The following is a 23,284-nucleotide window of genomic DNA, read 5'->3' on the forward strand; positions in this document are numbered from 1 at the left end:
CCGGATAACGCATTGTGATATCCGGTTCCTGACCTTAGATTGGTTGGACCGGCTGATGCGGCCGAGAAGCGAGGAGAGCCATGGGCGCCGGCGCCTTGACCAGGGATGTCGACCTTCCGAATCCGGACGCCAAGCGTTGGCAGGCGCTGGCGGAAAAGGCCCTTGCCGGCGGTTCGTTCGAGGAAAAGCTCGTTTCCCACACCGATGACGGCATCCGCATCGAACCGCTTAGCCAGCGCTCGACGACCGCCGAGCCGTTGCCGCGCACAAATCCGACCGCGCCCTGGATCGTCAGCCAGCGCGTCGACGACCCGGACGTCGCCCGGGCCAGCGCGCAAGCCCTGGAAGACATCGCCCAAGGCGCCACCGGCCTGTCGCTTGTCTTCGAGGGCGCGCCGAATGCCTTCGGCTACGGCCTGCCGCGCACCGCGGAAGCCTTGGAAAGAGTGCTCGACGGCGTGCCGCTCAACCGCGTGCAGGTGCGCATCGACGCGCATCCGTGGAGCCGCGCCGTGGCCGACTGGCTGCTGGCTTTCTTGAGCCGCCGCCGTTCCGATCCGGCCAAGCTCAACCTTTCCTTCGGCATCGACCCGGCGGCGATCTTCGCCGGAACCGGGCGGCTGCGCACCTCGATCGAGGCGCTGCAGGAATCGATGCCACAATCGCTGGCGCATTTCTTCTCGATGGGCGTGCCGGGCGTGCTGCTCGAGGCCGACGGTCGCGTCTTCCACAATGCCGGCGCCACCGAGGCGCAGGAGCTTGGCACGATGATGGCATCGGTCGTGTCCTATCTCAGAATGTTCGACAAGGCGCGCCAGCCGCTGGTCTATGCGGCGCCCTATATCGGCTTCGCGCTCAGCGTGGACCAGGACCAGTTCCTGTCGATGGCCAAGGTGCGGGCATTGCGCAAGCTCTGGGCGCGCGTCCAGGAAGCCTGCTCGATCCCGGCCTCGACCGCCAGCATCCATGCTGAGACCTCCTACCGCATGATGACGATGGCCGACCCGGAAACCAACATCTTGCGCACGGCGATCGCGGCCTTTGCGGCGGCAACCGGGGGCGCAGATTCGATCTCGATCCTGCCGCACACCATCACGCATGGGCTGCCGGCCGGCTTTGCCCGCCGCGTCGCCCGCAACGCGCAGCTGATCATGTCCGAGGAGAGCCATATCGGCTATGTCGCCGATCCGGCCAGCGGTTCGGGCGCGGTGGAGTCGCTGACGAACGATCTCTGCGCTGCGGCCTGGGAAGAATTCCAGCGCATTGAGGCCGAGGGCGGCGTGCTCGCCAGCCTGCAGCAGGGCTATATCCAGAATCGCGTCCAGACGGCCGCCGCCAAGCGCAATGGCGCTTACCGGTCGGGCGAACGCGGCATTGTCGGCACTACGCTTTACCGCGTCGGCACAGAGCGCCCGGTCGAGACACTGCCGCAAGAGCGGCGCCCGGCCCTGACCGAAGGCGTTGCGACCTGCGAGCCGCTGTTTCCGGTGCGCATCGACCAGTCGATCGGAGCCGGATCATGACCCCGGATTTCAGCCGGATCGGCTGGTCGGAGCCGCGTCGCGCGCCGGTCGAGCTCAAAGGCCAGCGGATGACGCCGGAAGGCATCGCCGTAAAGCATGTTTACGACCAAGGCGACCTCAAGGGTCTCGCCAATCTCGACACCTATCCGGGCCTGCCGCCCTTCATGCGCGGCCCCTACCCGACCATGTATGTCCAGCAGCCCTGGACGATCCGGCAATATGCCGGATTCTCGACGGCTGAGGAATCCAACGCCTTCTACCGGCGCAACCTCGCGGCCGGCCAGAAAGGCCTGTCGGTCGCCTTCGATCTCGCCACGCATCGCGGCTATGACAGCGACCATCCGCGCGTCGCCGGCGATGTCGGCATGGCGGGCGTGGCGATCGATTCCATTCTCGACATGCGCCAGCTTTTCGACGGCATTCCGCTCGACGAGATGACGGTGTCGATGACGATGAACGGCGCCGTGCTGCCGATCATGGCGCTGTACATCGTCGCGGCGGAGGAACAGGGCGTCGCGCAGAAGGATCTCGCCGGAACCATTCAGAATGACATTCTGAAGGAGTTCATGGTCCGCAACACCTACATCTATCCGCCGAAGCCTTCGATGCGGATCGTGTCGGACATTTTTGCTTACACCTCCAGGCATATGCCGAAGTTCAACTCGATCTCGATCTCCGGCTACCACATGCAGGAGGCCGGCGCGACGGCCGATCTCGAGCTTGCCTATACGATCGCCGACGGCATCGAATATGCGCGCGCCGGCGTCGCTGCCGGTCTTGACATCGACCGCTTCGCGCCGCGGCTTTCCTTCTTCTGGGCGATCGGCATGAACTTCTTCATGGAGGTCGCCAAGCTCAGGGCCGCAAGGCTGCTGTGGTCGAACCTGATGAAGAAGAATTTTGCGCCGAAGGACGAACGCTCGCTGTCGCTGCGCACCCATTGCCAGACCTCGGGCTGGTCGCTGACGGCGCAGGATCCCTACAACAACATGACCCGCACTATGATCGAGGCGATGGCGGCGACGCAGGGGCATACGCAATCGCTGCACACCAATTCCTTCGACGAAGCAATGGCGCTGCCGACCGACCATTCGGCGCGGATCGCCCGCAACACGCAGCTCATCCTGCAAAAGGAATCCGGAACCACGCGCATGATCGATCCGTGGGGCGGCTCGGCCTATGTCGAGCGGCTGACGCACGATCTGGCGGAGCGCGCGCTCGCCCATATCGAGGAGGTCGAAAACCTCGGCGGCATGGCGGCGGCGATCGAGAAGGGCATTCCGAAGCTGCGCATCGAGGAAGCCGCCGCCCGCACCCAGGCGCGCATCGATTCCGGCGAGCAGGTGCTGGTCGGCGTCAACGCGCACCGGCCTGAAGCGGATATCGAGGTCGATGTGCTGAAGATCGACAATGCCGAGGTGAAGGCCAGGCAATTGGCGAAGCTGCAGCGGCTGAAAGGCACGCGCGACGTCGCGACGCTGGAAGACGCGCTGGCGGCACTGACCCGCGCGGCCGAGGGTGAGGAGAACCTGCTCGAATTCGCGGTTCGCGCGGCACGCGCCAACGCTACCGTCGGCGAGATTTCGCTGGCGCTGGAAAAAGTATTCGGCCGCCACACGGCGGCGGTGCAGACGATCTCCGGCGTCTATCGCGACGCGCTCGGCGACAACCCGGCGCTCGACCCGCTGCAGGAGAAGATCGAAGCGTTCGAGAAGAAGTCCGGCGGCAAGCCGCGCATCCTGGTCGCCAAGATGGGTCAGGACGGCCATGACCGCGGCCAGAAGGTGATCGCCAGCGCCTTTGCCGATCTGGGCTTCGAGGTGACCGTCGGGCCGATGTTCCAGACGCCGGACGAGATCGCCAAGCTCGCGGTGCAGCACAACGTCGACATCATCGGCGCCTCCTCCTTGGCGGCCGGGCACCTGACGCTGATCCCCGAGCTCAAGGAAGCGCTGAAGAAGCTCGGCCATGGCGACATGCTGATCGTCGCCGGCGGCGTCATCCCGCCGCAGGATTATGACGCGGTGCTGGCGGCAGGCGCGGCGGAGATCTTCCCGCCGGGGACCGTCATCCCGGAAGCGGCCAACCGGCTGATGGATCGGTTGTTGACCGATCGGTGAGGGCTTGCTGATTTGGCCAAAAGGTTGTTCTATGGAAGCGGATACAACCATGGCGCGATGATGTTCAAGACAACCATCCACAGGCTTGAGGACGGATCGGGGCCTTGCTACTGCCACGCGAAATGCTTGACAGCTTGAACCTTCAGGTCGGCGATGAGCTCCAGATCGTCGAAACCGACGACGGCGTCATTCTAAGGCCAATCCGCCACGACAACTACAAACGGCAAATGAACGCTGCTCGCGATGTATGGACAAATACGAAGCTGGGTTACAGCGGCTGGCAAGTAGGCTTGGCTGCTAGTTCTCGACCTTGTCCGAGAGCTTGACGATTTCCCATTCCTTGCCGTTGACGGTGACGACCTCGCCAACCTTCTTGCCGAAAAGGGCCACGGCCATCGGGGAGACATGGGAAATGCTCCCCTTCGACGGATCGGCCTCGTCCTCGCCGACGATGCGCCAATGCACCTTCTTGCCGTCCTCGCTTTCCAGGGTGACTCCCATGCCAAAGCGCACCACGTCGCTGCCCGGCTCCGGCACGGAAAGCTCCGCGCTTTCGCGCCGCGCGGTCCAGTAGCGCAGGTCGCGCGACACGACAGCGAGGCGCTCGCGGTCGCCGCGCCTTTCAGCCTTGGCCATCTGGTCGCGCAGCTCGGCGAGATTGTCCTCGATCATCGCCAGGCCGCGCTCCGTCACCAGGTTGCGGTGCGCGCTGACCGGCCGTTCGCCGACGCCGGCAATGGCGTTTTCGCTGTCTTCTTCCCGTGTGAAAGCTCTGCTCATCCGGTGAACTTAGGCTTGGCGAGGCAACTGCACAAGCGGTTTGGCGGCGGGCCGGCCTTGGCACGATTCCTGCGACGACAGGGCAAAATGCCAGGACCTGTGCCGATGTTGAACAGACGAACGCTGCTTGCCCGGACGGCGGGCCTCGCCGTCGCCGGCGTCTTCGCCGGCAAGGCATCGGCGAAGTCGCTGCCGGGCATCGAGATGGCCGCGATGCGTGGCTCGATCGACGCCACCGAGATCGGCGTGCAGCCGGGGGCGGTCGACGACCAGAGCAAGGCTTTCGCCAGGATGCTGACCGAAGCCAGGGACCGCGACCAGCCGGTGTTCCTGCCGCCCGGCACCTATCTCGTCTCCAACCTCAAGTTGCCTGCCCGCGTGCGCCTGTCCGGCGTGCCCGGCGCGACGCGGATCGTCTATGGCGGCAACGGCCATCTGATGATGGCCGAACAGGCCGAGCATATCGAGCTCAGCGGGCTGGTCCTCGACGGGGCCAACCGCTGGCTGGCCGACTACACGCAAGGGCTGCTCGACCTGCGCCGCGTCGCCCATCTCGTCCTCGACAATTGCCAGGTGACCGGTAGCAGCAAGAACGGGCTGGCGCTCGAGCATGCCGTCGGCCGCATCGGCCGCTCCGATATTTCGGGTGCCGCGGATGCCGGCATCTATTCGGTCGAGGCCGGCGGGCTGGAGATTTCCGGCAACACCGTTTCCGATTGCGCCAATGGCGGCATCCTGGTGCATCGCTGGCAGGCTGCGGAAGACGGCACCATCGTCAGCGGCAACCGCGTCCAGAGGATCGGCGCGCGCAACGGCGGCACCGGCCAGAACGGCAACGGCATCAACGCCTTCCGCGCCGGCAATGTCATCATCTCCGGCAATATCGTCTCCGATTGCGCCTTCACCGCGATCCGCGCCAACAGTTCGAGCAATCTGCAGATCACCGGCAACACCTGCTCGCGCTCGGGAGAGACCGGGATCTATTCGGAATTCTCCTTCGAAGGCGCGATCCTCAGCAACAATCTGGTCGACGGCGCCGCCAACGGCATCTCGATCGTCAATTTCAACGAAGGCGGCCGCATGGCGGTCTGCTCGAACAACATTGTGCGCAACCTCTCTACCACCGGTCCCTACACCGCCGATCCGCCCGGCTTCGGTGTCGGCATCAGCGCCGAGGCCGACACGACGGTTTCCGGCAACGTCATCGAGAACGCGCCGCTCTACGGCATGCAGCTCGGCTGGGGCCCCTATCTGCGCAATGTCGTGGCGACCGGCAATATCATCCGTAAGGCAGGCACCGGCATCGTCGTTTCGGTCGTCGAAGGGGCCGGCACCGCCGTCATCTCGGACAACCTCATCGACGGCGCCAAAAACGGCGCCATTGTCGGCCAGCGCTGGGCCGATCCGGTGACCGGCGATCTCGCGAAGGCAAGCGACAGCGGCTATGCGCATCTGACCGTCGAGCGCAACAAGGTGAGCTAGGACAGTCAGGTGATGCCGGGGATCGGCTTCAACGATCGGTCGGCTTCTCGCGTTTTATTGGCGGCGACTTATCGTGAGCGACGTCCGGTACGACATCGACCGTCACTTGGTCCACGAACCAGGCATGGTCGGAGTGAGTACTCGAAGGCGGAAAATCCAGCGTCGGAAAAGCCTTGTTGATCTTGTTAATAGCCCAGACTAAGCCGGACATAACACCGATATAGGCCAACACACACGCAAGCATGGCTTTCAGACCCGCATTATCGGCAACCCAATGCGCTGTCCTCACAGCATAGGCTAAAAGCGCCAGGCCCGTAAAAAGAAGTCCGTATAGAAGACCAAGTGCAATTCGGTGATGCGCCATGCCGTTCCCAGTCTTGATATGCATTCGACTTTGCTCGCAAAGCTCTGAAACCCGTTAAAAGCAGAGCATTAAATTTGAACGACCACAATCGCATCGCCAAGGCATTTCGGTCGACTATGAACGGATGCCAACCAAACGCAGCGAAACGGGCTAGGCCACAGCCACGATAAAATGCGCCTGGATCTTGGCCGCCACCTCGCCATGGCCATGCCTTTCGGCAAGCGCGGCCGCGGCGTAGTCGGTCGCGGCTTCAAGCTTTGCCGGATCCCTGGCCTCGATCTCGTTGCGAAGCAGGGTGCCCTGGCAATAGGCGACGGCGGGAACGCGCGGCGAGGATGCGCGGCTCTGCTCGGCTCTGGTGTCGATCGTCACATCGGAAAATCCTGCGGCTTCGAGGTCGCGGCGGATCAGGTCCTTGTCGTGATAGCCGTGCGGCGTGCGCGCCAGGAAACGCGGCGGATCGTGCGGAAAGATCGTTGCCAGAGCATTCGTCACGTCGTCGGCGAATATGTTCTCCTCGATGCGATCCCAGACGCTGAACAGGAAATGTCCACCGGGCTTCAGAACCCGCTTTGCCTCGCGGTAGGCCGTGGCGCGGTCGGGAAAGAACATCGCGCCGAACTGGCAGCAGACGAGGTCGAAGGACGCATCGTCGAAAGGCAGGTTCAACGCATCCGCCTGGCGCCAGGTGATTCGTCTGTCCGGCCCCTGGCGCGACGCCGCGTAATCGAGCATCGGTTGGTTGAGGTCGGTTACGGCGTAGCTAGCGTCGGGAGCGAGTTTCGGCGCCAAAGCGCGGGTTACCGCACCGGTGCCCGCGGCCGTCTCCAAAACGGCCAAGGGTGAGAAGGACGCCGCTCGCCGTGCGGTCTCCGCGGCATAGGCCTCGAATATCAGCGGCACCATATGGCGATCGTAATTTTCCGGGATGGACCCGGCAAACACCTTGTCCGCTTCCAGCATGGCCAACACCAGCGCCCGCTTGATCGTGGAGGAAACTAGCACATAATTTTCTGCCTTGGGTTCACGCGCGCGGCAGATGCGCGTCAGTAAGCCGATGCCCTAGTTGAGCGCCGCTGTCGGCCGCAGCAAGCCGACCTTGGCGCCGACGCGGCTTTCCACCGGAGGATGGGCAAGCTCGGTGAGCTTTGCCGCAACCGCTTCATCACCGTTCAGCAGCTTCGCCAGCACGGCGGCGATCATCACCTCCGCCGCTCTGCCGGCCCCATCATCGCATTTCAAGGCGATGCCGAGCCCAAGCTCTGGCAATGCCGCGCAATAAACGCCTTCGGCGCCGGTCTTGACGAAGATGCGACCGGGTGCCGCCTGCATCAGTGCGACATCCGCCTTGCCGGTGCCGGCGACCAGGAACGGCTCGGCCATGCAAGCGGCGAGCAGCCGCTTCGCCGCCTTGGCGCGCTCGGGCGCAAAGCCCCTGCCCGTCGCCATGCGGGCAAAGCCCAGCGCAAAACTCTTCAAGGGCACGGCATAGGTCGGGATCGAGCAGCCGTCGATGCCGCAATGATCGACGTCATGCGCCGCGCCCGTCACGGCTTGCATGGCGTCGCGCACCATCTCCTGCAGCGCATGGCCGGCCTTGACATAGCCAGCGTGCGCAATGCCGGCATGCACGCAGGTGCAGAGGAAGCCGGAATGCTTGCCGGAGCAGTTGTTGTGCAAGGCGTTCGGTATGTTGCCGGCGCGGGCGAGCGCGATGGTGGCACCGTGGCCCGAGGGCCAATGCGCGCCGCATTCCAGCGCTTTTCTGTCAAGGCCCGCTTTGGCGAGCATCGCTATTGCCAGTTCGACATGGGCGGGCTCACCCGAATGCGAGGCGCAGGCCAGCGCCAGTTCGCGGTCGCCGAAGCCATAGGCGTCAGCAGCACCCGATTCGACCAGCGGCAATGCCTGGATCGCCTTCACCGCGGAGCGCGGGAAAACCGGGCGGTCCGTGTCGCCGATCTCCCAGACGGGCTTGCCGTCGGCATCGAAGACCGAAACCGCGCCGCGGTGCCTGCTTTCGACCACCTCGCCGCGTGTGACTTCGACCAGAACCGGATTTGCCATGTCGCCTCCCGCACGCGCGCCCAGCGGCGCGCCGCTTTAATGCGGGCCGCTTCTACCTGATCCGGTCGAGGATGGAAACGTAGTTGGCGACCGCCGCGCCGCCCATGTTGAAGATACCGCCGAGCTTCGCGCCCGGCACCTGGATGCCGCCGGCTTCGCCGGTCAACTGCATGGCGGTCAGCACATGCATCGACACACCGGTGGCGCCGATCGGATGGCCCTTGGCCTTCAGGCCGCCGGAGGGATTGACCGGCAGGCGGCCGTCCTTGGCCGTCGTGCCATCCAGCGCCAGTCTGGCGCCCTCGCCTGGCTTGGCGAGCCCCATAGCCTCATATTCAATCAATTCGGCGATGGTGAAGCAGTCATGCGTCTCGACGAAGGAGAGGTCGTCGAGCGTGACGCCGGCCTTCTTCAGCGCCTGCTCCCAAGCACGCTCGCAGCCCTCGAAGGAGAGGATGTCGCGCTTCGAGATCGGCAGGAAGTCCTGCACGTGCTCGTTGGCGCGGAAGGTCACGGCACGGCGCATCCTCAGCGCCGTAGCGGTGTCGGTGAGCACAAGCGCGGCCGCGCCGTCCGAGACCAGCGAGCAGTCGGTGCGCTTCAGCGGACCGGCGACAAACGGGTTCTTCTCGCTTTCCTGGCGGCAGAACTCATAGCCGAAATCCTTGCGCATCTGAGCGTAGGGATTGTCGACGCCGTTTTTATGGTTCTTGGCCGCTATCATGGCCAGCGCATCCGACTGGTCGCCATAGCGCTGGAAATAGCCCTGCGCGATCTTGCCGAAGACGCCGGCAAAGCCTGCCGGCGTATCGCCGTCTTCCGGCAGGTAGGAGGCCTTGAGGAGGTTCTTGCCGATCTCGGGACCAGGCGTGGTCGTCATCTGCTCGGCGCCGACCACCAGCACGATGCGGGCGGCATCGGCGTCGATGGCGCGGATACCTTGACGGACGGCGGCCGAGCCGGTGGCGCAGGCGTTCTCGACGCGGGTGGCCGGCTTGAAGCGCAGCCGGTCATGGGCCTGCAGCACGAGGCTCGCGGTAAAATCCTGCGGCGAGAAGCCGGCGTTGAAATGGCCAAGCACGATCTCGTCGACATCGTCCGGACCGATGCCGGCGTGGTCGAGCGCCTCGACGGCAACCTTGGTGATCAAGCCCTCCAGCGTCTCGCCCTCGAGCTTGCCGAAGCGCGAATGCGCCCAGCCGACGATGCATGCGGTCATGGCAACCTCCATCTGTGCCGCAGCCTAGCACGATCCTTCGCGGCACAATATTGTTCAATAGTGAACCGTTTCCAACCCCATCCGATGAGCCAGCACGACAAGATCAGTTGACGTCGCGTCGATTTTTATTGATTGACGCGTCAATAAAAAATAACCTTTGGCTCGAACCGGACGCAAAAATGCCGAAAATCGGAATGGAGCCAGTGCGCCGCAAGGCGCTGATCGACGCGACGATCTCAGCGATCGGCGAGCGCGGATCGCTGGATGTGACGATGTCGGAGATCGCCGGCCGCGCCGGCGTGTCGTCGGCGCTGGCGCATCACTATTTCGGCGCCAAGGACGAGTTGCTGTTCGCGACGATGCGGCACATCCTGGCCGAGCTCAACACCGACACAAGACGCGCGTTTGACCTTGCCATCACGCCGCGCCAGCGCGTCTCGGCCGTCGTCGCCGTCAGCTTTTCCGATGATCAGTTCCAGCCTCAGATCATCGCCGCCTGGCTCGCCTTCTATGTCGAGGCGCAGAAATCGACTGAGCTGCGGCGGCTGTTGCGCATCTATGCGCGGCGGCTCAATTCGAACCTGATGAGCGGGTTGACCGGCATCCTGCCGCGGACCGAGGCCGACCGCGTGGCGGAAGCGACCGCGGCGCTGATCGACGGGCTCTACATCCGCCGCGCGCTGAAAGACGGCGTGCCCGACGCGCAGACCGCGATCGCGCTCGTGGAAGACTATCTCGAAACCAAGCTCAACGGACGGAGCCTGCCTTGACCACCCGGCGACCCAATTTCCTGATCGTCATGGTCGATCAGCTCAACGGCACGTTCTTTCCGGACGGCCCGGCGGACTTCCTGCACGCGCCGCACCTGAAGGCGCTTGCCGCGCGTTCGGCGCGTTTCGCCAACAATTACACCGCCTCGCCGCTATGCGCCCCGGGCCGCGCCTCGTTCATGAGCGGGCAATTGCCGTCGCGCACGGGGGTCTATGACAACGCCGCCGAGTTCACGTCTTCCATTCCGACCTTCGCCCACCATCTGCGCGCCGCCGGCTACTACACCTGCCTGTCCGGCAAGATGCATTTCGTCGGGCCTGACCAGTTGCACGGTTTCGAGGAGCGGCTGACCACCGACATCTATCCAGCCGATTTCGGCTGGACACCAGACTACCGCAAGCCCGGCGAGCGCATCGACTGGTGGTATCACAATCTGGGTTCGGTCACCGGCGCCGGCGTCGCCGAGATCACCAACCAGATGGAGTACGACGACGAGGTCATGTTCCTTGCCACGCAAAAGCTCTACCAGCTATCGCGCGAGCAGGACGATGCGGGTCACCGTCCCTGGTGCCTTACCGTTTCGCTGTCGCATCCGCACGACCCCTATGTGGCGCGCAAGCAGTATTGGGATCTCTACGAGAACTGCCAGGCGCTCGATCCTGAAACCCCGTTCATCCCGCATAACGAGCAGGATACGCATTCGCAACGGCTCTACCGCGCCAGCGACTATCAGGCCTTCGAGATCACCCCCGAGCAGGTTCGCCGTTCCCGACGCGGCTATTTCGCCAACATCTCCTATGTCGACGACAAGCTCGGCGAGCTCCTGGACGTTCTCAAGCGCACCCGCATGCTCGACGACACCACCGTCCTGTTCTGTTCGGATCACGGCGACATGCTGGGCGAGCGCGGCCTGTGGTTCAAGATGAGCTTTTTCGAGGGATCTGCCCGCGTGCCGCTGATGATCGCCGGCAAAGGCGTGCCGGCCGGGCTGATCGCGGCGCCGGTTTCCAATCTCGACGTGACGCCGACGCTCTGCGACCTCGCCGGCATCGACATCGCGGCAATCGCTCCGTGGACGGACGGCCAGTCGCTGCTGCCGCTGCTCGACGGCAAGGCGCGCAGCGCCCCAGTGCTGATCGAATATGCTGCCGAAGGCTCCTATGCGCCGCTGGTCGCGATGCGCGAGGGCAAATACAAATTCGTCCATTGCGAGCTCGACGCGCCGCAACTGTTCGATCTCGATACCGATCCGCTCGAGCGTGACAACCTCGCCGACGATCCGGCGAACGCAGCCCTGGTGGCGGCGTTTATGGACAAGGTCAGGGCGCGCTGGGACATGGCCGCCTTCGACGCCGCCGTGCGCGAAAGCCAGGCGCGCCGCTGGGTCGTCTATCCGGCGCTGCGCAACGGCGCCTACTACCCGTGGGATTTCCAGCCGCTGCAGAAGGCGTCGGAACGCTACATGCGCAACCACATGAACCTCGACAATCTCGAAGAGAGCAAACGGTATCCGAGAGGCGAATGATGGCTGACGTTCTCGTTCCCACACTCGACCATCTGAAACAGGCCTATGCCGTCACCTCGACGGCCACGCAGGTGACGCCGCTCTTGGAGTCGGCGGCTTTAGCCAAGGAGACCGGCGCCGCGCGCGTCTTCGTCAAGCCGGAGTCGCTGCAATGGGCCGGCTCCTTCAAGGTACGCGGCGCCTATTGGCGCTTGAAGCGATTGTCGCCGGATGAGGCGAAGAAGGGAGTCGTCGCCTATTCCTCCGGCAATTTCGCGCAGGGGCTGGCGGCGGCCGGCCAGGCGCTGGGCATTCCGGTCACCATCGTCATGCCGATCGACGCGCCCGCCGCCAAGCGCGACGCGACGGCCGGTTATGGCGCGCGCGTGGTGCTGACCGATCATGGCGAGCGAGCGCGCGAGGAGGTCGCGGCCGCAAAGGCGCGCGAGATCGCCGAGACCGAGCACCTCACCTTGCTGCATCCCTTCGACGATCCGGAGATCGTCGCCGGCCAGGCCGGCGCCGGGCTGGAGGCGCTCGACCAGTTGGCCATGAAGAAGGCGCATGCCGATCTGGTGTTCTGCTCGGTCGGCGGCGGCGGACTGATCGGCGGCGTCTCGCTCGCCTTCCATTATCTGTCGCCCAAGAGCGAGATCATCGCCGTCGAGCCGGAGGGCTTCAACGGCATGGGCTCGTCTCTGGCGCATGGCGCGATCGAAACGATGCCGATCGGGCCGAAATCGATCTGCGACGGGCTGATGGCGCGCAAGCCCGGCGACGCGCCCTTCGCGGCGGTGACTGCTGCCGGCGTGCGCGGCGTCACCGTCGACGACGCCTCGGTGCGGCGGGCGATGAAGATCGCCTTCGAGCGGATGAAGCTGGTGCTGGAGCCGTCCGGCGCGGCGTCGCTCGCGGCACTTCTCGGCGGCAAGGTGGATGTGAAGGACAAGACGGTCCTTGTGGTTGCAACCGGCGGCAATGTCTCGCTCGCCGATTTCATGGCGCATATGAACGATGCTTGAAGCGGATTTCGTCATCATCGGCTCCGGCTCCGCCGGCTCGGCTATGGCCTACCGGCTGTCGGAAGACGGCAACCATTCGGTGATCATCATCGAGTTCGGCGGCACCGATATAGGGCCGCTGATCCAGATGCCGTCGGCGTTGTCGATCCCGCTCAATATGAGCCTTTACGACTGGGGGTTCGCCAGCGAGCCCGAACCGCATCTCGGCGGGCGTGTGCTTGCCACCCCGCGCGGCAAGGTGATCGGCGGCTCGTCCTCGATCAACGGCATGGTCTATGTGCGCGGGCATGCGCATGACTTCGACCACTGGGCCGAACAGGGTGCCGCCGGCTGGGCGTTCGCCGACGTGCTCCCCTATTTCAAGCGCATGGAGGATTCCGACGGCGGCGAGGACGGCTGGCGAGGAAAAGGCGGCCCGCTGCATGTGCAGCGCGGCACACGCAAGAACCCGCTCTTTGGTGCGTTCATGGAGGCAGGCCGCCAGGCCGGGTTCGAGCTGACCGACGACTATAACGGCTCGAAGCAGGAAGGTTTCGGGCCGATGGAGCAGACCATTCTGGGCGGTCGCCGCTGGTCGGCGGCGAACGCGTATCTGAAGCCGGCTCTCAAACGCAAAAACGTTAGCCTGCTCAAGGGTTTCGCCCGACGCGTGGTGATCGAGAATCAACGTGCGATCGGCGTCGAGATCGAAGCCAACAAAAAGATTCAGGTTGTTAAGGCGCGGCATGAGGTGATCGTCGCGGCATCATCGATCAATTCGCCGAAGATTCTCATGCTGTCCGGCATCGGCCCGGGCGCGCATCTCCAGGAAAACGGCATCCAGGTGGTTGCCGACCGGCCGGGCGTCGGCGCCAATTTGCAGGACCATCTGGAGCTTTATATCCAGCAGGAATCGACCAGGCCGATCACGCTGAACTCGGTGCTCAATCCTTTCTCCAAGGCATTGATCGGCGCACAGTGGCTGTTCTTCAAGAGCGGGCTCGGCGCCACCAATCATTTTGAGGCTGCCGCCTTCGTGCGTTCGCAGGCCGGCGTCGACTACCCCGATATCCAGTACCATTTCATCCCGGCGGCGGTGCGCTATGACGGCAAGTCGGCGGCGAAGTCGCACGGCTTCCAGGCGCATGTCGGGCCGATGCGCTCGAAGTCGCGCGGCTCGGTAACGCTGCGCTCGCCCGACCCGAAGGCGAAGCCGGTGATCCGCTTCAACTACATGTCGCATCCGGACGACTGGAGCGAGTTCCGCCACTGCATCCGGCTGACCCGCGAGATATTCGGCCAGAAAGCCTTCGATGGCTTTCGCGGCAAGGAGATTTCGCCTGGCAGCCATGTGCAGACCGACGACGAGCTCGACGCTTTCATCCGTGACCACGCCGAGAGCGCCTACCACCCCTGCGGTACCTGCAGGATGGGCCGCGCCGACGACCTGACCGCCGTCGTCGATCCGGAATGCCGGGTGATCGGCGTCGAGGGGCTGCGCGTCGCCGACTCCTCGATCTTCCCGCGGGTGACCAACGGCAATCTCAACGCGCCTTCGATCATGACTGGCGAGAAAGCGTCCGATCACATCCTTGGCCGAACGCCGCTGGCGCCATCCAACCAGGAACCGTGGATCAATCCGCGCTGGCAGGTGGCGGACCGATAGGGCATTGTCGGGCAGACCGCCCGATCGGCCAACAGTTCTGGAGAAAGCCATGCGCGCCCAACCGACGGCATCGCACTACGTCAACGGCCGCTACATCGAAGACGAAGGCGGTGCGCCGCTGCCGGTGATCTATCCGGCGACGGGCGAGACCATCGCGACACTGCATTCAGCGACGCCGAACGTTCTGGAGCTTGCCATCGAGGCCGCGCGCGCCGCGCAGCCGGCCTGGGCGCGACTGAAGCCGGTCGAGCGCGGACGCATCCTGCGCCGCGCCGCCGACATCCTGCGCGCGCGCAATGCCGATCTTGCCCGCATCGAGACGCTCGACACCGGCAAGGCGATCCAGGAGACGCTGGTGGCGGACGCGCCTTCGGCCGCCGACTGCCTGGAATACTTCGCCGGCGCGGCCGCAGCCTTCAATGGCGAGATGATCGATCTCGGCGGACCCTTCGCCTACACGCGCCGCGAGCCGCTCGGCGTCTGTGTCGGCATCGGCGCCTGGAACTATCCGATCCAGGTCGCCGGCTGGAAGTCGGCGCCGGCTTTGGCCATGGGCAATGCCATGGTGTTCAAGCCTTCGGAGAACACGCCACTATCGGCGCTGGCGCTTGCCGAAATCTATTCAGAGGCTGGCCTGCCCGATGGTCTATTCAATGTGGTCCAGGGCTATGGCGATGTCGGCGCCGGTCTCGTCGGCCATGACGTCGTGGCAAAAGTTTCGGTGACCGGCTCGGTGCCGACCGGCCGCAAGGTGCTGTCGCTTGCCGGCTCGAAGATGAAGCACGCGACGATGGAACTCGGCGGCAAGTCGCCGCTGATCGTCTTCGACGACGCCGATATCGAGAACGCCATCGGCGGCGCCATGCTCGGCAATTTTTACTCCACCGGCCAGATCTGCTCGAACGGCACGCGCGTCTTCGTGCAGAAGGGCATTCATGACCGCTTCGTCGACCGGCTGATCGAGCGCACCAAGAAAATCCGCATCGGCGACCCGCTCGATCCCGAAACGCAGATGGGGCCGCTGGTCAACAAGGCGCAGCAGGACAAGGTCGTTTCCTACATCGCGGCAGGCAAGCAGGATGGCGCGAGCCTCGCCTGTGGCGGCAATGTACCGCCGCTGCAAGGGTTCGAGGGCGGCTTCTTCATTGAGCCAACGGTCTTCACCAATGTCACCGACTGTATGCGCATCGCGCGGGAAGAGATTTTCGGGCCGGTGATGAGCGTGCTCAAATTCGACAGCGAGGACGAGGTGATCGAGCGCGCCAACGACACCGAATTCGGGCTCGCGGCCGGCGTGTTCACCCGCGACCTGCCGCGCGCGCATCGTGTCATCGCCGAGTTGCAGGCCGGCACCTGCTGGATCAACGCCTACAATCTAACGCCGGTGGAAATGCCCTTCGGCGGGGTCAAGCAGTCCGGAATTGGTCGTGAAAATTCGCTAGCGGCGCTGGCGCATTACTCGCAGCTGAAGGCGGTTTATGTCGAGACGGGAGATGTGGCGGCGCCCTACTGAGACTTCTCCGCCGTCCCGTCCAGATATTGCGTCAGCGCACAGACCAGATGGTAGAAGATGCTGGCCGGCACCTCGGTCGCCAGTGAGCGGCCGCGCTCGTCGATGCGGTCGATCCACAGGCCGAGCGGCGCCGGATCGATGTGCCAGCGGAACAGGCGGCCGACGCGCGCTTCGATTTCGGGCTTGAGGTCGGGCCCGCCCGAGCCGTCGAGCGCGATCGCCGCCTTGATCGCCTCGGCCTGCGGCCAGCTGCGCGAGACCGTGTCGAGCGGCAAGCCCTGCCGAGAGACGGCGCCATAGGCGAGGCCGGTGGCGCGGTTGAGGCCGTTGGCGACGGCCGAGGCATAAAGCTTACGGGCGAAGGCGGTGAGTTCGCCCTGGCCGCTGCGGGCGGCGAAATCGACCAGCAGCGAGGCCCATTCGAAATGATGGCCCGGCTCGGTCCAGCTCCGCTTCTCACTCGCAGCCGGCTTCCAGCCCTCGTCGAAATATTCTCCCAGCGTCCAGCTTTCGGCATCGAAGAAATGGCTGCGGAAAAGATCGATGATGCGTGCGGCGCGGCGCAGATAGGCGCGCTCGCCCGTCGCCTTGTGCCAGGCAAGGAAGGCCTCGAGCAGATGCATGTGCGGATTGGAACGTCGTTCTTCCGCACCGTCGGAGGTTTCCAGAAAGCCGGTCATGCGGGCGTCTTCCAGATGCGCATCGAGGAAGGAAAACGTCTCCTCGCCGAGCCGCAACGCGTCGGGATGTCCCGACATATGGGCGTGGGCAAGCGCCAGAAGCACGCAGGAATGATCGTAAGCATCCTCAACCGGATCGGCGACCGAGCCGTCGATGGTGAGCGTGCGCACCCAGCCGCCTTTGTCGGTGCGGCCCTGTCCCGCCATGAAATCGATGCCGTGCGCGATCAGCCGGTCCGCCGGGCCGTCCCAGCCGCGCTCCTTGGCGACCGCGAAAGCATAGACCTGACGCGCCTGGGTGCGCATGCGCTTCGGCTTCATCAGCGGCGAGGCATCGAAGCCCAGCGCCTCGTGGAAGCCGCCATGGCGCTCGTCGACGCCGACAGTCGACCATAGCGGCAGCGTCTCCTCGAACAGCCAGTGGCGCACGCGTCGCCGCCAGGCGCCGCTCTCGATAACGCGGTCATGCGCCGGCGTGAATCTAGTTTCCAGCCGGCCGGATTTCTCCAACTGCTCGACGATCTTCTTGACGTGCTGGCTGTGGCTGACAGGTGCGACGAAAGTGGCGTCGGCGGTGGACACGATGGCCACGTCCTTCATGCCGATGGCCGACAGCAGCCGACCCTCGCTGCGGATATAGGAGTTCTCGCAATCTATGGCGACGACGTCTCCGGCGATGACGTTGCCCTGCCCATCGGACGGGCCGACATCGAGCAGCGACTGCCAGGAGCCGAGATCGTTCCAGCGGAAGCCGGCCGGAACCATGACGATATCTTTCGCACGTTCCATGATGGCGTAATCGATCGAGGTCGACGGGATCGCGGAATAAAGGTCGAGCGGCATATAAAGGCCGGACAGGTCGCTGATCGCAGCCTTGTAGGCGGCCTCCGTCGCCTGCCAGATTTTCGGTTGATAGGCCGCGAAGGCGTCGCGCATGGCGGCGGCGCGGAACAGGAAGATGCCGGTGTTCCAGTAGAAGCTGCCGGCGTCGAGATAGGCCTGCGCGGTGGCGAGATCCGGCTTCTCGACGAAGCGCGAGACGTCGAAGACGCCGTCCTTGCCGGCCCCGACCTCGATATAGCCATAGCCGGTCTCGGGCTGTGTCGGTTTGAGGCCGAACACCACGAGCCGGCCTGCATTTGCCGCGCCTGCGCCGGCCTCGATGCTTTGCCAGAACTGGCGAGGCGTCGATATCTCGTGATCTGACGGCACCACCAGCACCAGCTCGTCGCCATATTCGGAGAGCGTGCGCAAGCTGGCAAGCGCCACGGCGGCGGCCGTGTTGCGGCCCGTCGGCTCGAACAGTGGTCCGCCACCGGCAAGATCGATGCCGGCAAGGTCGGCATGGACGCGCTCGGCATGACGCTCCGCGGCGATCAGAAAAATCGGCGTCTCGCCTTGCGGGCGCGCCGCCAGCCGGCGCAAGGTCTTGGCCAGCATCGAGCCATCGCCCGAGAAGTCGTGGAATTGCTTGGGATTGTCCTCGCGCGACAGCGGCCACAGCCGCGAACCGACGCCGCCGCTCATGACGAAACTGACGATGCGCTGGCTCATGAAAGACCCTGTCAAAAGTCCGGCTCCCATGGGTCGGACTTACGACAAAAGCCTTTAATCCCACCTTTATCCGACAGCCAAATCCTATGCCATTCGGGCAAGCTCCGCGAAAGAAAGGAAATGCGACAGAAGGACTGCCATTGCCGCTTGCAGGATCGGGAAGCGGCAGCTATAAGCCCGCGGTCTGGTCACGGAGTGTAGCGCAGTCTGGTAGCGCACCTCGTTCGGGACGAGGGGGTCGCAGGTTCAAATCCTGCCACTCCGACCAGAAAAAACAATGGGTTAGCGACACCGACTTTCGCTACCCCACAGATTTCCCCACAGAAATAAAAACCAGTCAGCCGCCCGGTCTGCCCACAGCACGCAAACGGCAGGAGCGGGACAACCCCTGCCGCTGGGGAAACTTAAGGCCAAAGCCGGCTCCGACATTTTTCCCGATTGAGGCCCTGCAGCCCTACCAGTTCGACGGCCAGAACTATGTTTCGGTTCGCAAGCTCCTGGATCTCGAAGGTCAGAGGGAGAAACAGCCAAGCCGATCAGCACGGTCGATCCGGCGTTCGCGACAAGGCGCGCCGAACCCGATCGGAAAAGTGCTGGTGGCGTGCGGCCCCTTCTTCAGCGTCGCAGCGTCGACGAGGCGCAGGCGCGACCTTCTCGCAAAACTTGTCGAACCTCAGTCTCTGTGACCCTATCGCCTTGAGGCGCAGGACGAAGAATACGGCGGCCGCGTGAAAGCTTGTTGCTGATGTCCTTTTCCTCGGCCCCAATTGCGGCCAGCTATCAGCCAGATCGACATAGCTCAGGCTCTGCAGGTTGCCCCCGTCATCCCAATATTCTGCGCCAAACATCTCATGCGACCCATTGCGCTATTCGCTTTCGTATCCGACCTAAGAAGTATATTTTTTCAAAAGAATCTCGTGTTATCTGTTGAGCTAACCTTGTTCCCTTCTATCTTATTGAGTATAATTTCATTGAATTAGGCATTTATCCACTTTCACTAGACATTACCGGGAAACCCACGACGTGACTATCGGCCAGACAACGGCGAACGTGCCGAGGGATGTCCTTTCGGAGTTGTACCTGCACTACAACGAGGAGGATTTCCGCGCTCTTAAGCATGGGCGCACCTGGCCTGCGCAAGGAACGGGATGCGGGACGACTGGTCACCGAAATGATCGCTGGAAAAGAATGCCAATATGAGGAAAAGATGTCGAGGACTTCGAAAGGGACACGTCTTGTCTGGCGCAATGAAAGCAGAAAGCACAACGGAGCCTTGCGCAGCCGGGCCGGCTGGTTCATCCGCGACGGCACAACCTTCATCAGCGCTTGCGGCGGCACCGGCGACCGCGAACGCGCTGAAAAGCGGCTCGCCAGTTACATCACCGAAAAGTACAAGCCGGTCCGCTCCCGCGGTCGTGATCCGACCGCCGTCGCGATAGCTGACGCCGTTGGTGTCTACCTGACAGACGTCGCGTGCCGCCACGCCAAGCCGAAAGAAACCGCTAACCGTATGGTCGCGGTGCTGAACTGGTTCGGCGACATGATGATTGGCGACATCGATGGCAAGACCTGCCGCGACTATGCCAAAGCGCACGGTGGCGGTGCCGCCGCGAGGCGGCAGCTGGAGGACTTGCGGGCAGCGCTGAACCACTATCATCGGGAAGGCTATGTAACCTCGACGCCGCCGATCGTGTTGCCAGCGAAGTCCGCGCCGAGGGACCGCTGGCTGACCCGTGATGAGGCCGCAGCATTGCTTCGCGCCGCTTGGCGCATGCGTCAGTCCTGGAAAGGGCAGCCCAGCAACCGTCGCACGGGACGCCACGTCGCGCGCTTTATCCTCGTCGCTCTGTATACCGGCACTCGTTCGGCCGCGATCTGCGCCGCGGCCATCCGGCCGACTGACGGAGCAGCCCATGTCGATCTCGAACGCGGCGTTTTTTATCGTCGTGCAGTAGGTCGCCTCGAGACGAAGAAACGCCAGCCGCCGATGCGCCTGCCCGATCGCCTGCTTGCCCATCTACGGCGATGGGCGGTCACGCGGCTGGAGATCAAGACCAGGGGTCGCGGAAAAAGTGCAAACATCGGCCGAATAATCGCTCACGACTACGTCGTGGAGTGGAACGGCAAGCCCGTCCAGTCGATCAAGAAAGCTTTCCGCTCAGTGGTCGAAGCTGCCGGGCTTGGCTGGTACGACGATGCCATAGCGCCCGACGGAAGCGTCAAGCGTTTGTTCCGCACGGACGTGACCCCGCATGTATTCCGCCACACGGCAGCTACCTGGCTGATGCAACAGGGTGCCGATCCCTGGGCAGCCGCCGGCTTCCTCGGGATGACCGTCGAGATGCTGATCCAGACCTATGGCCACCATCACCCCGACTTCCAGGCAGATGCCGCCGAAGCGATCGTCTCCAAGGCGCGCTCGCGAAGCCTCCCAAAAAACGTCGTGAGGATATGGCGCGATGGACAGAAGGCGAACGCCTCCGCCACTCCCCCACAGAAAACTCCACGGTTAAGTCGCAAACAAAGGTGAACAGAAGCCGCCAGCCATGACATGAAATGCCGGAGGCCGTGTTCGGGATGCCGATGTACATCATTGACGGCAGACACAAGAAACTGGTCCGCCGCAGCCCCATCCAACCCCGACCAGATGGCGCTGCGGCGGACACCAACTCAGGGGGAAAACTGTAACTGTAACCCATGTATCCGGTTCAAAGGGTAACCATCTATCGGCTGGACACTGGATTGCTTCCTTCGAGTAGCACGCCCCAAGCAAGTGATGCGTCAAAGGGTGATAGCGTCCAACTCGTTCTGCTAGGGCGGCAGTCACTGCCGCTTGTGCTGCTTTGGCCATTGGCACACACGCCGCTGGCCCCGTTGTCTTATGCACCTTCGGACAAAAATCCATGCGCGAGTTGCTGGAATGGGTCTAACGAAAGCTTGCGCTTTGTGAGTGTGTTGGACTCGCAATCGTATTCGCCATCCTTCTGGCAAGGCCAATCAGCCGCAAAACGGCACGTTTCGGATTTGATTCAAGCCAGCCAGCTTTGATTGAACAGAGACTGTTATGGCCATCAAGAGGTTTCCATGCCGTCGCATCAATGGTGACGTTTCGTGCGAAGCTCTCACCCGCCAGCGTGATGCCTCGACCTAGCTGCACATTGAAGATGACACTCGCCTGGCCACCTTGGCACATATTGACAGTTGGGCGGCGTCCGTCGGTAACGAAACCTTCCAGCGTGGTGAAATCCAGCAGCGGTCCGCTCGTTCCGGCCGGCACGAGCAGTTGCATCCCCGCAAGATCTGCCCACGTGACCACCCGCTTTTCGGCAAGCGAATGATCAGCAGCTACTAGAACGAAGATACGCTCCTGCCACAACAACTCGGCGCGGCAAGAGGTGACGTTGCCGAGCCCTGGCGCAAACACGATGTCGAAGTGCCGACGGCATACGGCCGTCAGGCATTGTTCGCGTACAATATCCTCAATGGCCAAACTGACATTTGGACAGGATTTGCGGAAGCGATCGATGAGGCGCTTCAGGAATTCTCCACCCCCCACTGCGCACAGCCCAATCCTGAGCGTCTCTACGTCCCTATGGTTGCGGGCGTCCCGAAAAGCTTGCTGCAAACCGTCGTAATGTGTCCGAGCGAGGTCGGTCCAGGCGCGCCCTGCCTCGGTCAATCGCACGCCGCGAACGTCGCGCTCGAACAACTGCATCCCCAAAAGCTGTTCGAGTTTAACGACGTTGCGACTTACGCTGGATTCACCGACTTTCAGCACGGTTGCAGCCCGCCGCAGACTACCGCAGTCAGCGGCCACAAAGGCGCAGGCCAGCAACTGAAGGGCGTTGCCGGTATTCGTCATGAGGGCCCTCTGCGGATATCGTCACGATCATGTCTGTTTAGGCGAAACGTGTTCGGGTCGTCCTCCATACGCATCGCGCCAATGAGGTTGCATTTGCCCGCATGACTCGGTCGGTCTGGAGGGGGCATCGCCTGAGCATCACCTTTGCTGCAAGGCGGCATCGTAGTCGGCGGTGGCCTGATATAAGCCGGGTTCGTAGACATACTCATTTGGAATGGCGGGGTCTGCCATCTGCGAAAGGTACATGTTGAGATTTTGACTATTATTGCTCGCAGCAAGGCTGCAGAAATTTCCGCTATTCCAGGTCACCACGCAGTGATTGAAACGCGCGCCCGCCGCGTCGAACATCTCTTTCAGCGTCACTTCGTTGTTGAACATCGTCTTTAGCACTGTGTCCTTCTTCTTCTCGATTTCGTCTTGCGGGAAGTAGCGTGTCTTGAAGCCGAAATCCTTCTGCCGCTCGCGGCGCTTGTAGTCGTTCTCGTCAGCCGCACGGAACTTTTCGACGAAAAGGAAGATACCTCCTTCCTTGAGATGCTGGGTCACAAACTCGATCTGCTTCACTCTGTTTGGCGAGTACATTTGGAAGGTAGTATCCTCCAGAATGAAATCGAATCCGGACGCGAACTTTGCCAGCCGCACGTCTGAGCTGAGAACGTCCTTGGTCAGCCAATGAAAGGGCCCGACGAAGAACTCGGCAGCCGGCGGCTCGCCATATGCCATGAAGCACTTGTAGTTTTCCGCGTTGGGGCTGCACGAGAGGCTGCGGATCCTTCCACCGGACAACTCGGACAGGGTCCTGGCCATGGTGCCCTCCGCTGTCCCAAGGCTGTATAGCGACAGCGGCGCTTCGCGGTAGCGCGCGTATTTCAGTATGGCGTATGCCATTCGGCATTCCTCCTCCAACCGATAAGGAATGCTGCCGTGATAGTGCTGGTCGAAAAAGCCTTGTCGGGCCGCGTGCAGGCCGACAAGACCGCGAAGAAGCTCGTCGCTAGGCAGCAGCCGAGAATCGACCGCCGGCTTGCGGATAGGCATTCCGTTTTGGCCGGCGGCAGTCGCTGCAAAGAAGTCTTTGAGCTCGTTGATCCGCGGTCCGCGGTCGCATTCAGCCAGAAACCCATCGAGTCCGCGCATTGCAGTATGCCTCCACAACCGTTTTTCGGTGAGACGCCTAA

At 63.2% G+C, this 23,284-nt stretch carries 18 protein-coding genes and 1 tRNA gene; 11 read left to right on the forward strand and 8 right to left on the reverse strand.

Annotation, left to right across the window (positions count from 1 at the left end; translation table 11 throughout):
• Positions 1 to 80: 80 nt before the first annotated feature.
• From O7A05_RS23465 to O7A05_RS23475, 3 genes are all read left to right on the forward strand, one after another.
• Positions 81 to 1,523, forward strand: coding sequence for a methylmalonyl-CoA mutase subunit beta (locus tag O7A05_RS23465; RefSeq protein WP_337095316.1), 1,443 nt, complete (start codon positions 81 to 83; stop codon positions 1,521 to 1,523).
• A complete protein-coding gene (gene scpA / locus O7A05_RS23470; protein WP_337095317.1) occupies positions 1,520 to 3,643 on the forward strand; it encodes a methylmalonyl-CoA mutase in 2,124 nt (707 codons plus the stop codon). The genes O7A05_RS23465 and scpA overlap by 4 nt, the downstream gene beginning before the upstream one ends.
• 122 nt (positions 3,644 to 3,765) lie before the next feature.
• Positions 3,766 to 3,969, forward strand: a complete 204-nt coding sequence (locus O7A05_RS23475; RefSeq protein WP_337095366.1) for an AbrB/MazE/SpoVT family DNA-binding domain-containing protein — start codon at positions 3,766 to 3,768, stop codon at positions 3,967 to 3,969.
• On the opposite strand, the gene greA is transcribed toward O7A05_RS23475, so the two are convergent.
• Positions 3,941 to 4,423: a transcription elongation factor GreA gene (gene greA, locus O7A05_RS23480; RefSeq protein ID WP_337095318.1), complete on the reverse strand. Its 483-nt coding sequence runs from the start codon at positions 4,421 to 4,423 to the stop codon at positions 3,941 to 3,943. The two genes, O7A05_RS23475 and greA, sit on opposite strands and share 29 nt — an antisense overlap.
• Before the next feature lie 105 nt (positions 4,424 to 4,528).
• Between greA and O7A05_RS23485 the strand changes: the two genes are divergently transcribed.
• Complete coding sequence (locus O7A05_RS23485) at positions 4,529 to 5,905, forward strand: TIGR03808 family TAT-translocated repetitive protein (RefSeq protein WP_337095319.1); 1,377 nt, start codon at positions 4,529 to 4,531, stop codon at positions 5,903 to 5,905.
• Between the two features lie 28 nt (positions 5,906 to 5,933).
• Here O7A05_RS23485 and O7A05_RS23490 read toward each other — a convergent pair whose 3' ends face one another.
• From O7A05_RS23490 to O7A05_RS23505, 4 genes are all read right to left on the reverse strand, one after another.
• Complete coding sequence (locus tag O7A05_RS23490) at positions 5,934 to 6,293, reverse strand: hypothetical protein (protein WP_337095320.1); 360 nt, start codon at positions 6,291 to 6,293, stop codon at positions 5,934 to 5,936.
• A gap of 126 nt (positions 6,294 to 6,419) precedes the next feature.
• Positions 6,420 to 7,232, reverse strand: coding sequence for a class I SAM-dependent methyltransferase (locus tag O7A05_RS23495; RefSeq protein WP_337095367.1), 813 nt, complete (start codon positions 7,230 to 7,232; stop codon positions 6,420 to 6,422).
• Between the two features lie 99 nt (positions 7,233 to 7,331).
• Positions 7,332 to 8,336 carry an asparaginase gene (locus O7A05_RS23500; protein ID WP_337095321.1) on the reverse strand — a complete coding sequence of 335 codons (1,005 nt, stop codon included), beginning with the start codon at positions 8,334 to 8,336 and terminating at the stop codon, positions 7,332 to 7,334.
• A 52-nt stretch (positions 8,337 to 8,388) separates the two neighbouring features.
• The gene (locus O7A05_RS23505) at positions 8,389 to 9,555 is read right to left on the reverse strand and encodes an acetyl-CoA acetyltransferase (protein WP_337095322.1); all 1,167 of its coding nucleotides are present in this window, start codon (positions 9,553 to 9,555) and stop codon (positions 8,389 to 8,391) included.
• A gap of 179 nt (positions 9,556 to 9,734) precedes the next feature.
• Between O7A05_RS23505 and betI the strand changes: the two genes are divergently transcribed.
• The 5 genes from betI to betB are packed head-to-tail and all read left to right on the forward strand — an operon-like array spanning position 9,735 to position 16,010.
• Positions 9,735 to 10,325: a choline-binding transcriptional repressor BetI gene (gene betI, locus O7A05_RS23510; RefSeq protein ID WP_337095323.1), complete on the forward strand. Its 591-nt coding sequence runs from the start codon at positions 9,735 to 9,737 to the stop codon at positions 10,323 to 10,325.
• Positions 10,322 to 11,851 (forward strand): choline-sulfatase, encoded by a 1,530-nt coding sequence (gene betC, locus O7A05_RS23515; RefSeq protein ID WP_337095324.1) that lies wholly within the window; start codon positions 10,322 to 10,324, stop codon positions 11,849 to 11,851. Before betI ends, betC begins: the two co-directional genes overlap by 4 nt.
• Positions 11,848 to 12,852, forward strand: a complete 1,005-nt coding sequence (locus tag O7A05_RS23520) for a threonine/serine dehydratase (RefSeq protein WP_337095325.1) — start codon at positions 11,848 to 11,850, stop codon at positions 12,850 to 12,852. The genes betC and O7A05_RS23520 overlap by 4 nt, the downstream gene beginning before the upstream one ends.
• Positions 12,845 to 14,497 carry a choline dehydrogenase gene (gene betA / locus O7A05_RS23525; RefSeq protein WP_337095326.1) on the forward strand — a complete coding sequence of 551 codons (1,653 nt, stop codon included), beginning with the start codon at positions 12,845 to 12,847 and terminating at the stop codon, positions 14,495 to 14,497. The genes O7A05_RS23520 and betA overlap by 8 nt, the downstream gene beginning before the upstream one ends.
• 49 nt (positions 14,498 to 14,546) lie before the next feature.
• Positions 14,547 to 16,010, forward strand: coding sequence for a betaine-aldehyde dehydrogenase (gene betB / locus O7A05_RS23530; RefSeq protein ID WP_337095327.1), 1,464 nt, complete (start codon positions 14,547 to 14,549; stop codon positions 16,008 to 16,010).
• Here the strand turns inward: betB and O7A05_RS23535 are convergent.
• Positions 16,004 to 18,244: a mannose-1-phosphate guanylyltransferase/mannose-6-phosphate isomerase gene (locus O7A05_RS23535; RefSeq protein WP_337095328.1), complete on the reverse strand. Its 2,241-nt coding sequence runs from the start codon at positions 18,242 to 18,244 to the stop codon at positions 16,004 to 16,006. The genes betB and O7A05_RS23535 overlap by 7 nt on opposite strands.
• Positions 18,245 to 18,435: 191 nt before the next feature.
• Here O7A05_RS23535 and O7A05_RS23540 point away from each other — a divergent pair.
• Both O7A05_RS23540 and O7A05_RS23545 read left to right on the forward strand, forming a co-directional pair.
• Positions 18,436 to 18,512: transfer RNA gene (locus O7A05_RS23540), tRNA-Pro, on the forward strand.
• An 849-nt stretch (positions 18,513 to 19,361) separates the two neighbouring features.
• Positions 19,362 to 20,774 (forward strand): tyrosine-type recombinase/integrase, encoded by a 1,413-nt coding sequence (locus tag O7A05_RS23545; protein WP_337095329.1) that lies wholly within the window; start codon positions 19,362 to 19,364, stop codon positions 20,772 to 20,774.
• Between the two features lie 396 nt (positions 20,775 to 21,170).
• On the opposite strand, the gene O7A05_RS23550 is transcribed toward O7A05_RS23545, so the two are convergent.
• Both O7A05_RS23550 and O7A05_RS23555 read right to left on the reverse strand, forming a co-directional pair.
• Positions 21,171 to 22,106, reverse strand: a complete 936-nt coding sequence (locus O7A05_RS23550) for a LysR family transcriptional regulator (protein WP_337095330.1) — start codon at positions 22,104 to 22,106, stop codon at positions 21,171 to 21,173.
• A gap of 138 nt (positions 22,107 to 22,244) precedes the next feature.
• Positions 22,245 to 23,243 (reverse strand): class I SAM-dependent methyltransferase, encoded by a 999-nt coding sequence (locus tag O7A05_RS23555; protein ID WP_337095331.1) that lies wholly within the window; start codon positions 23,241 to 23,243, stop codon positions 22,245 to 22,247.
• Positions 23,244 to 23,284: the final 41 nt, after the last annotated feature.

The sequence above is a fragment of the Mesorhizobium argentiipisi (SeqCode) genome, assembly GCF_037179585.1.
Taxonomy (GTDB): Bacteria; Pseudomonadota; Alphaproteobacteria; order Rhizobiales; family Rhizobiaceae; genus Mesorhizobium; species Mesorhizobium argentiipisi.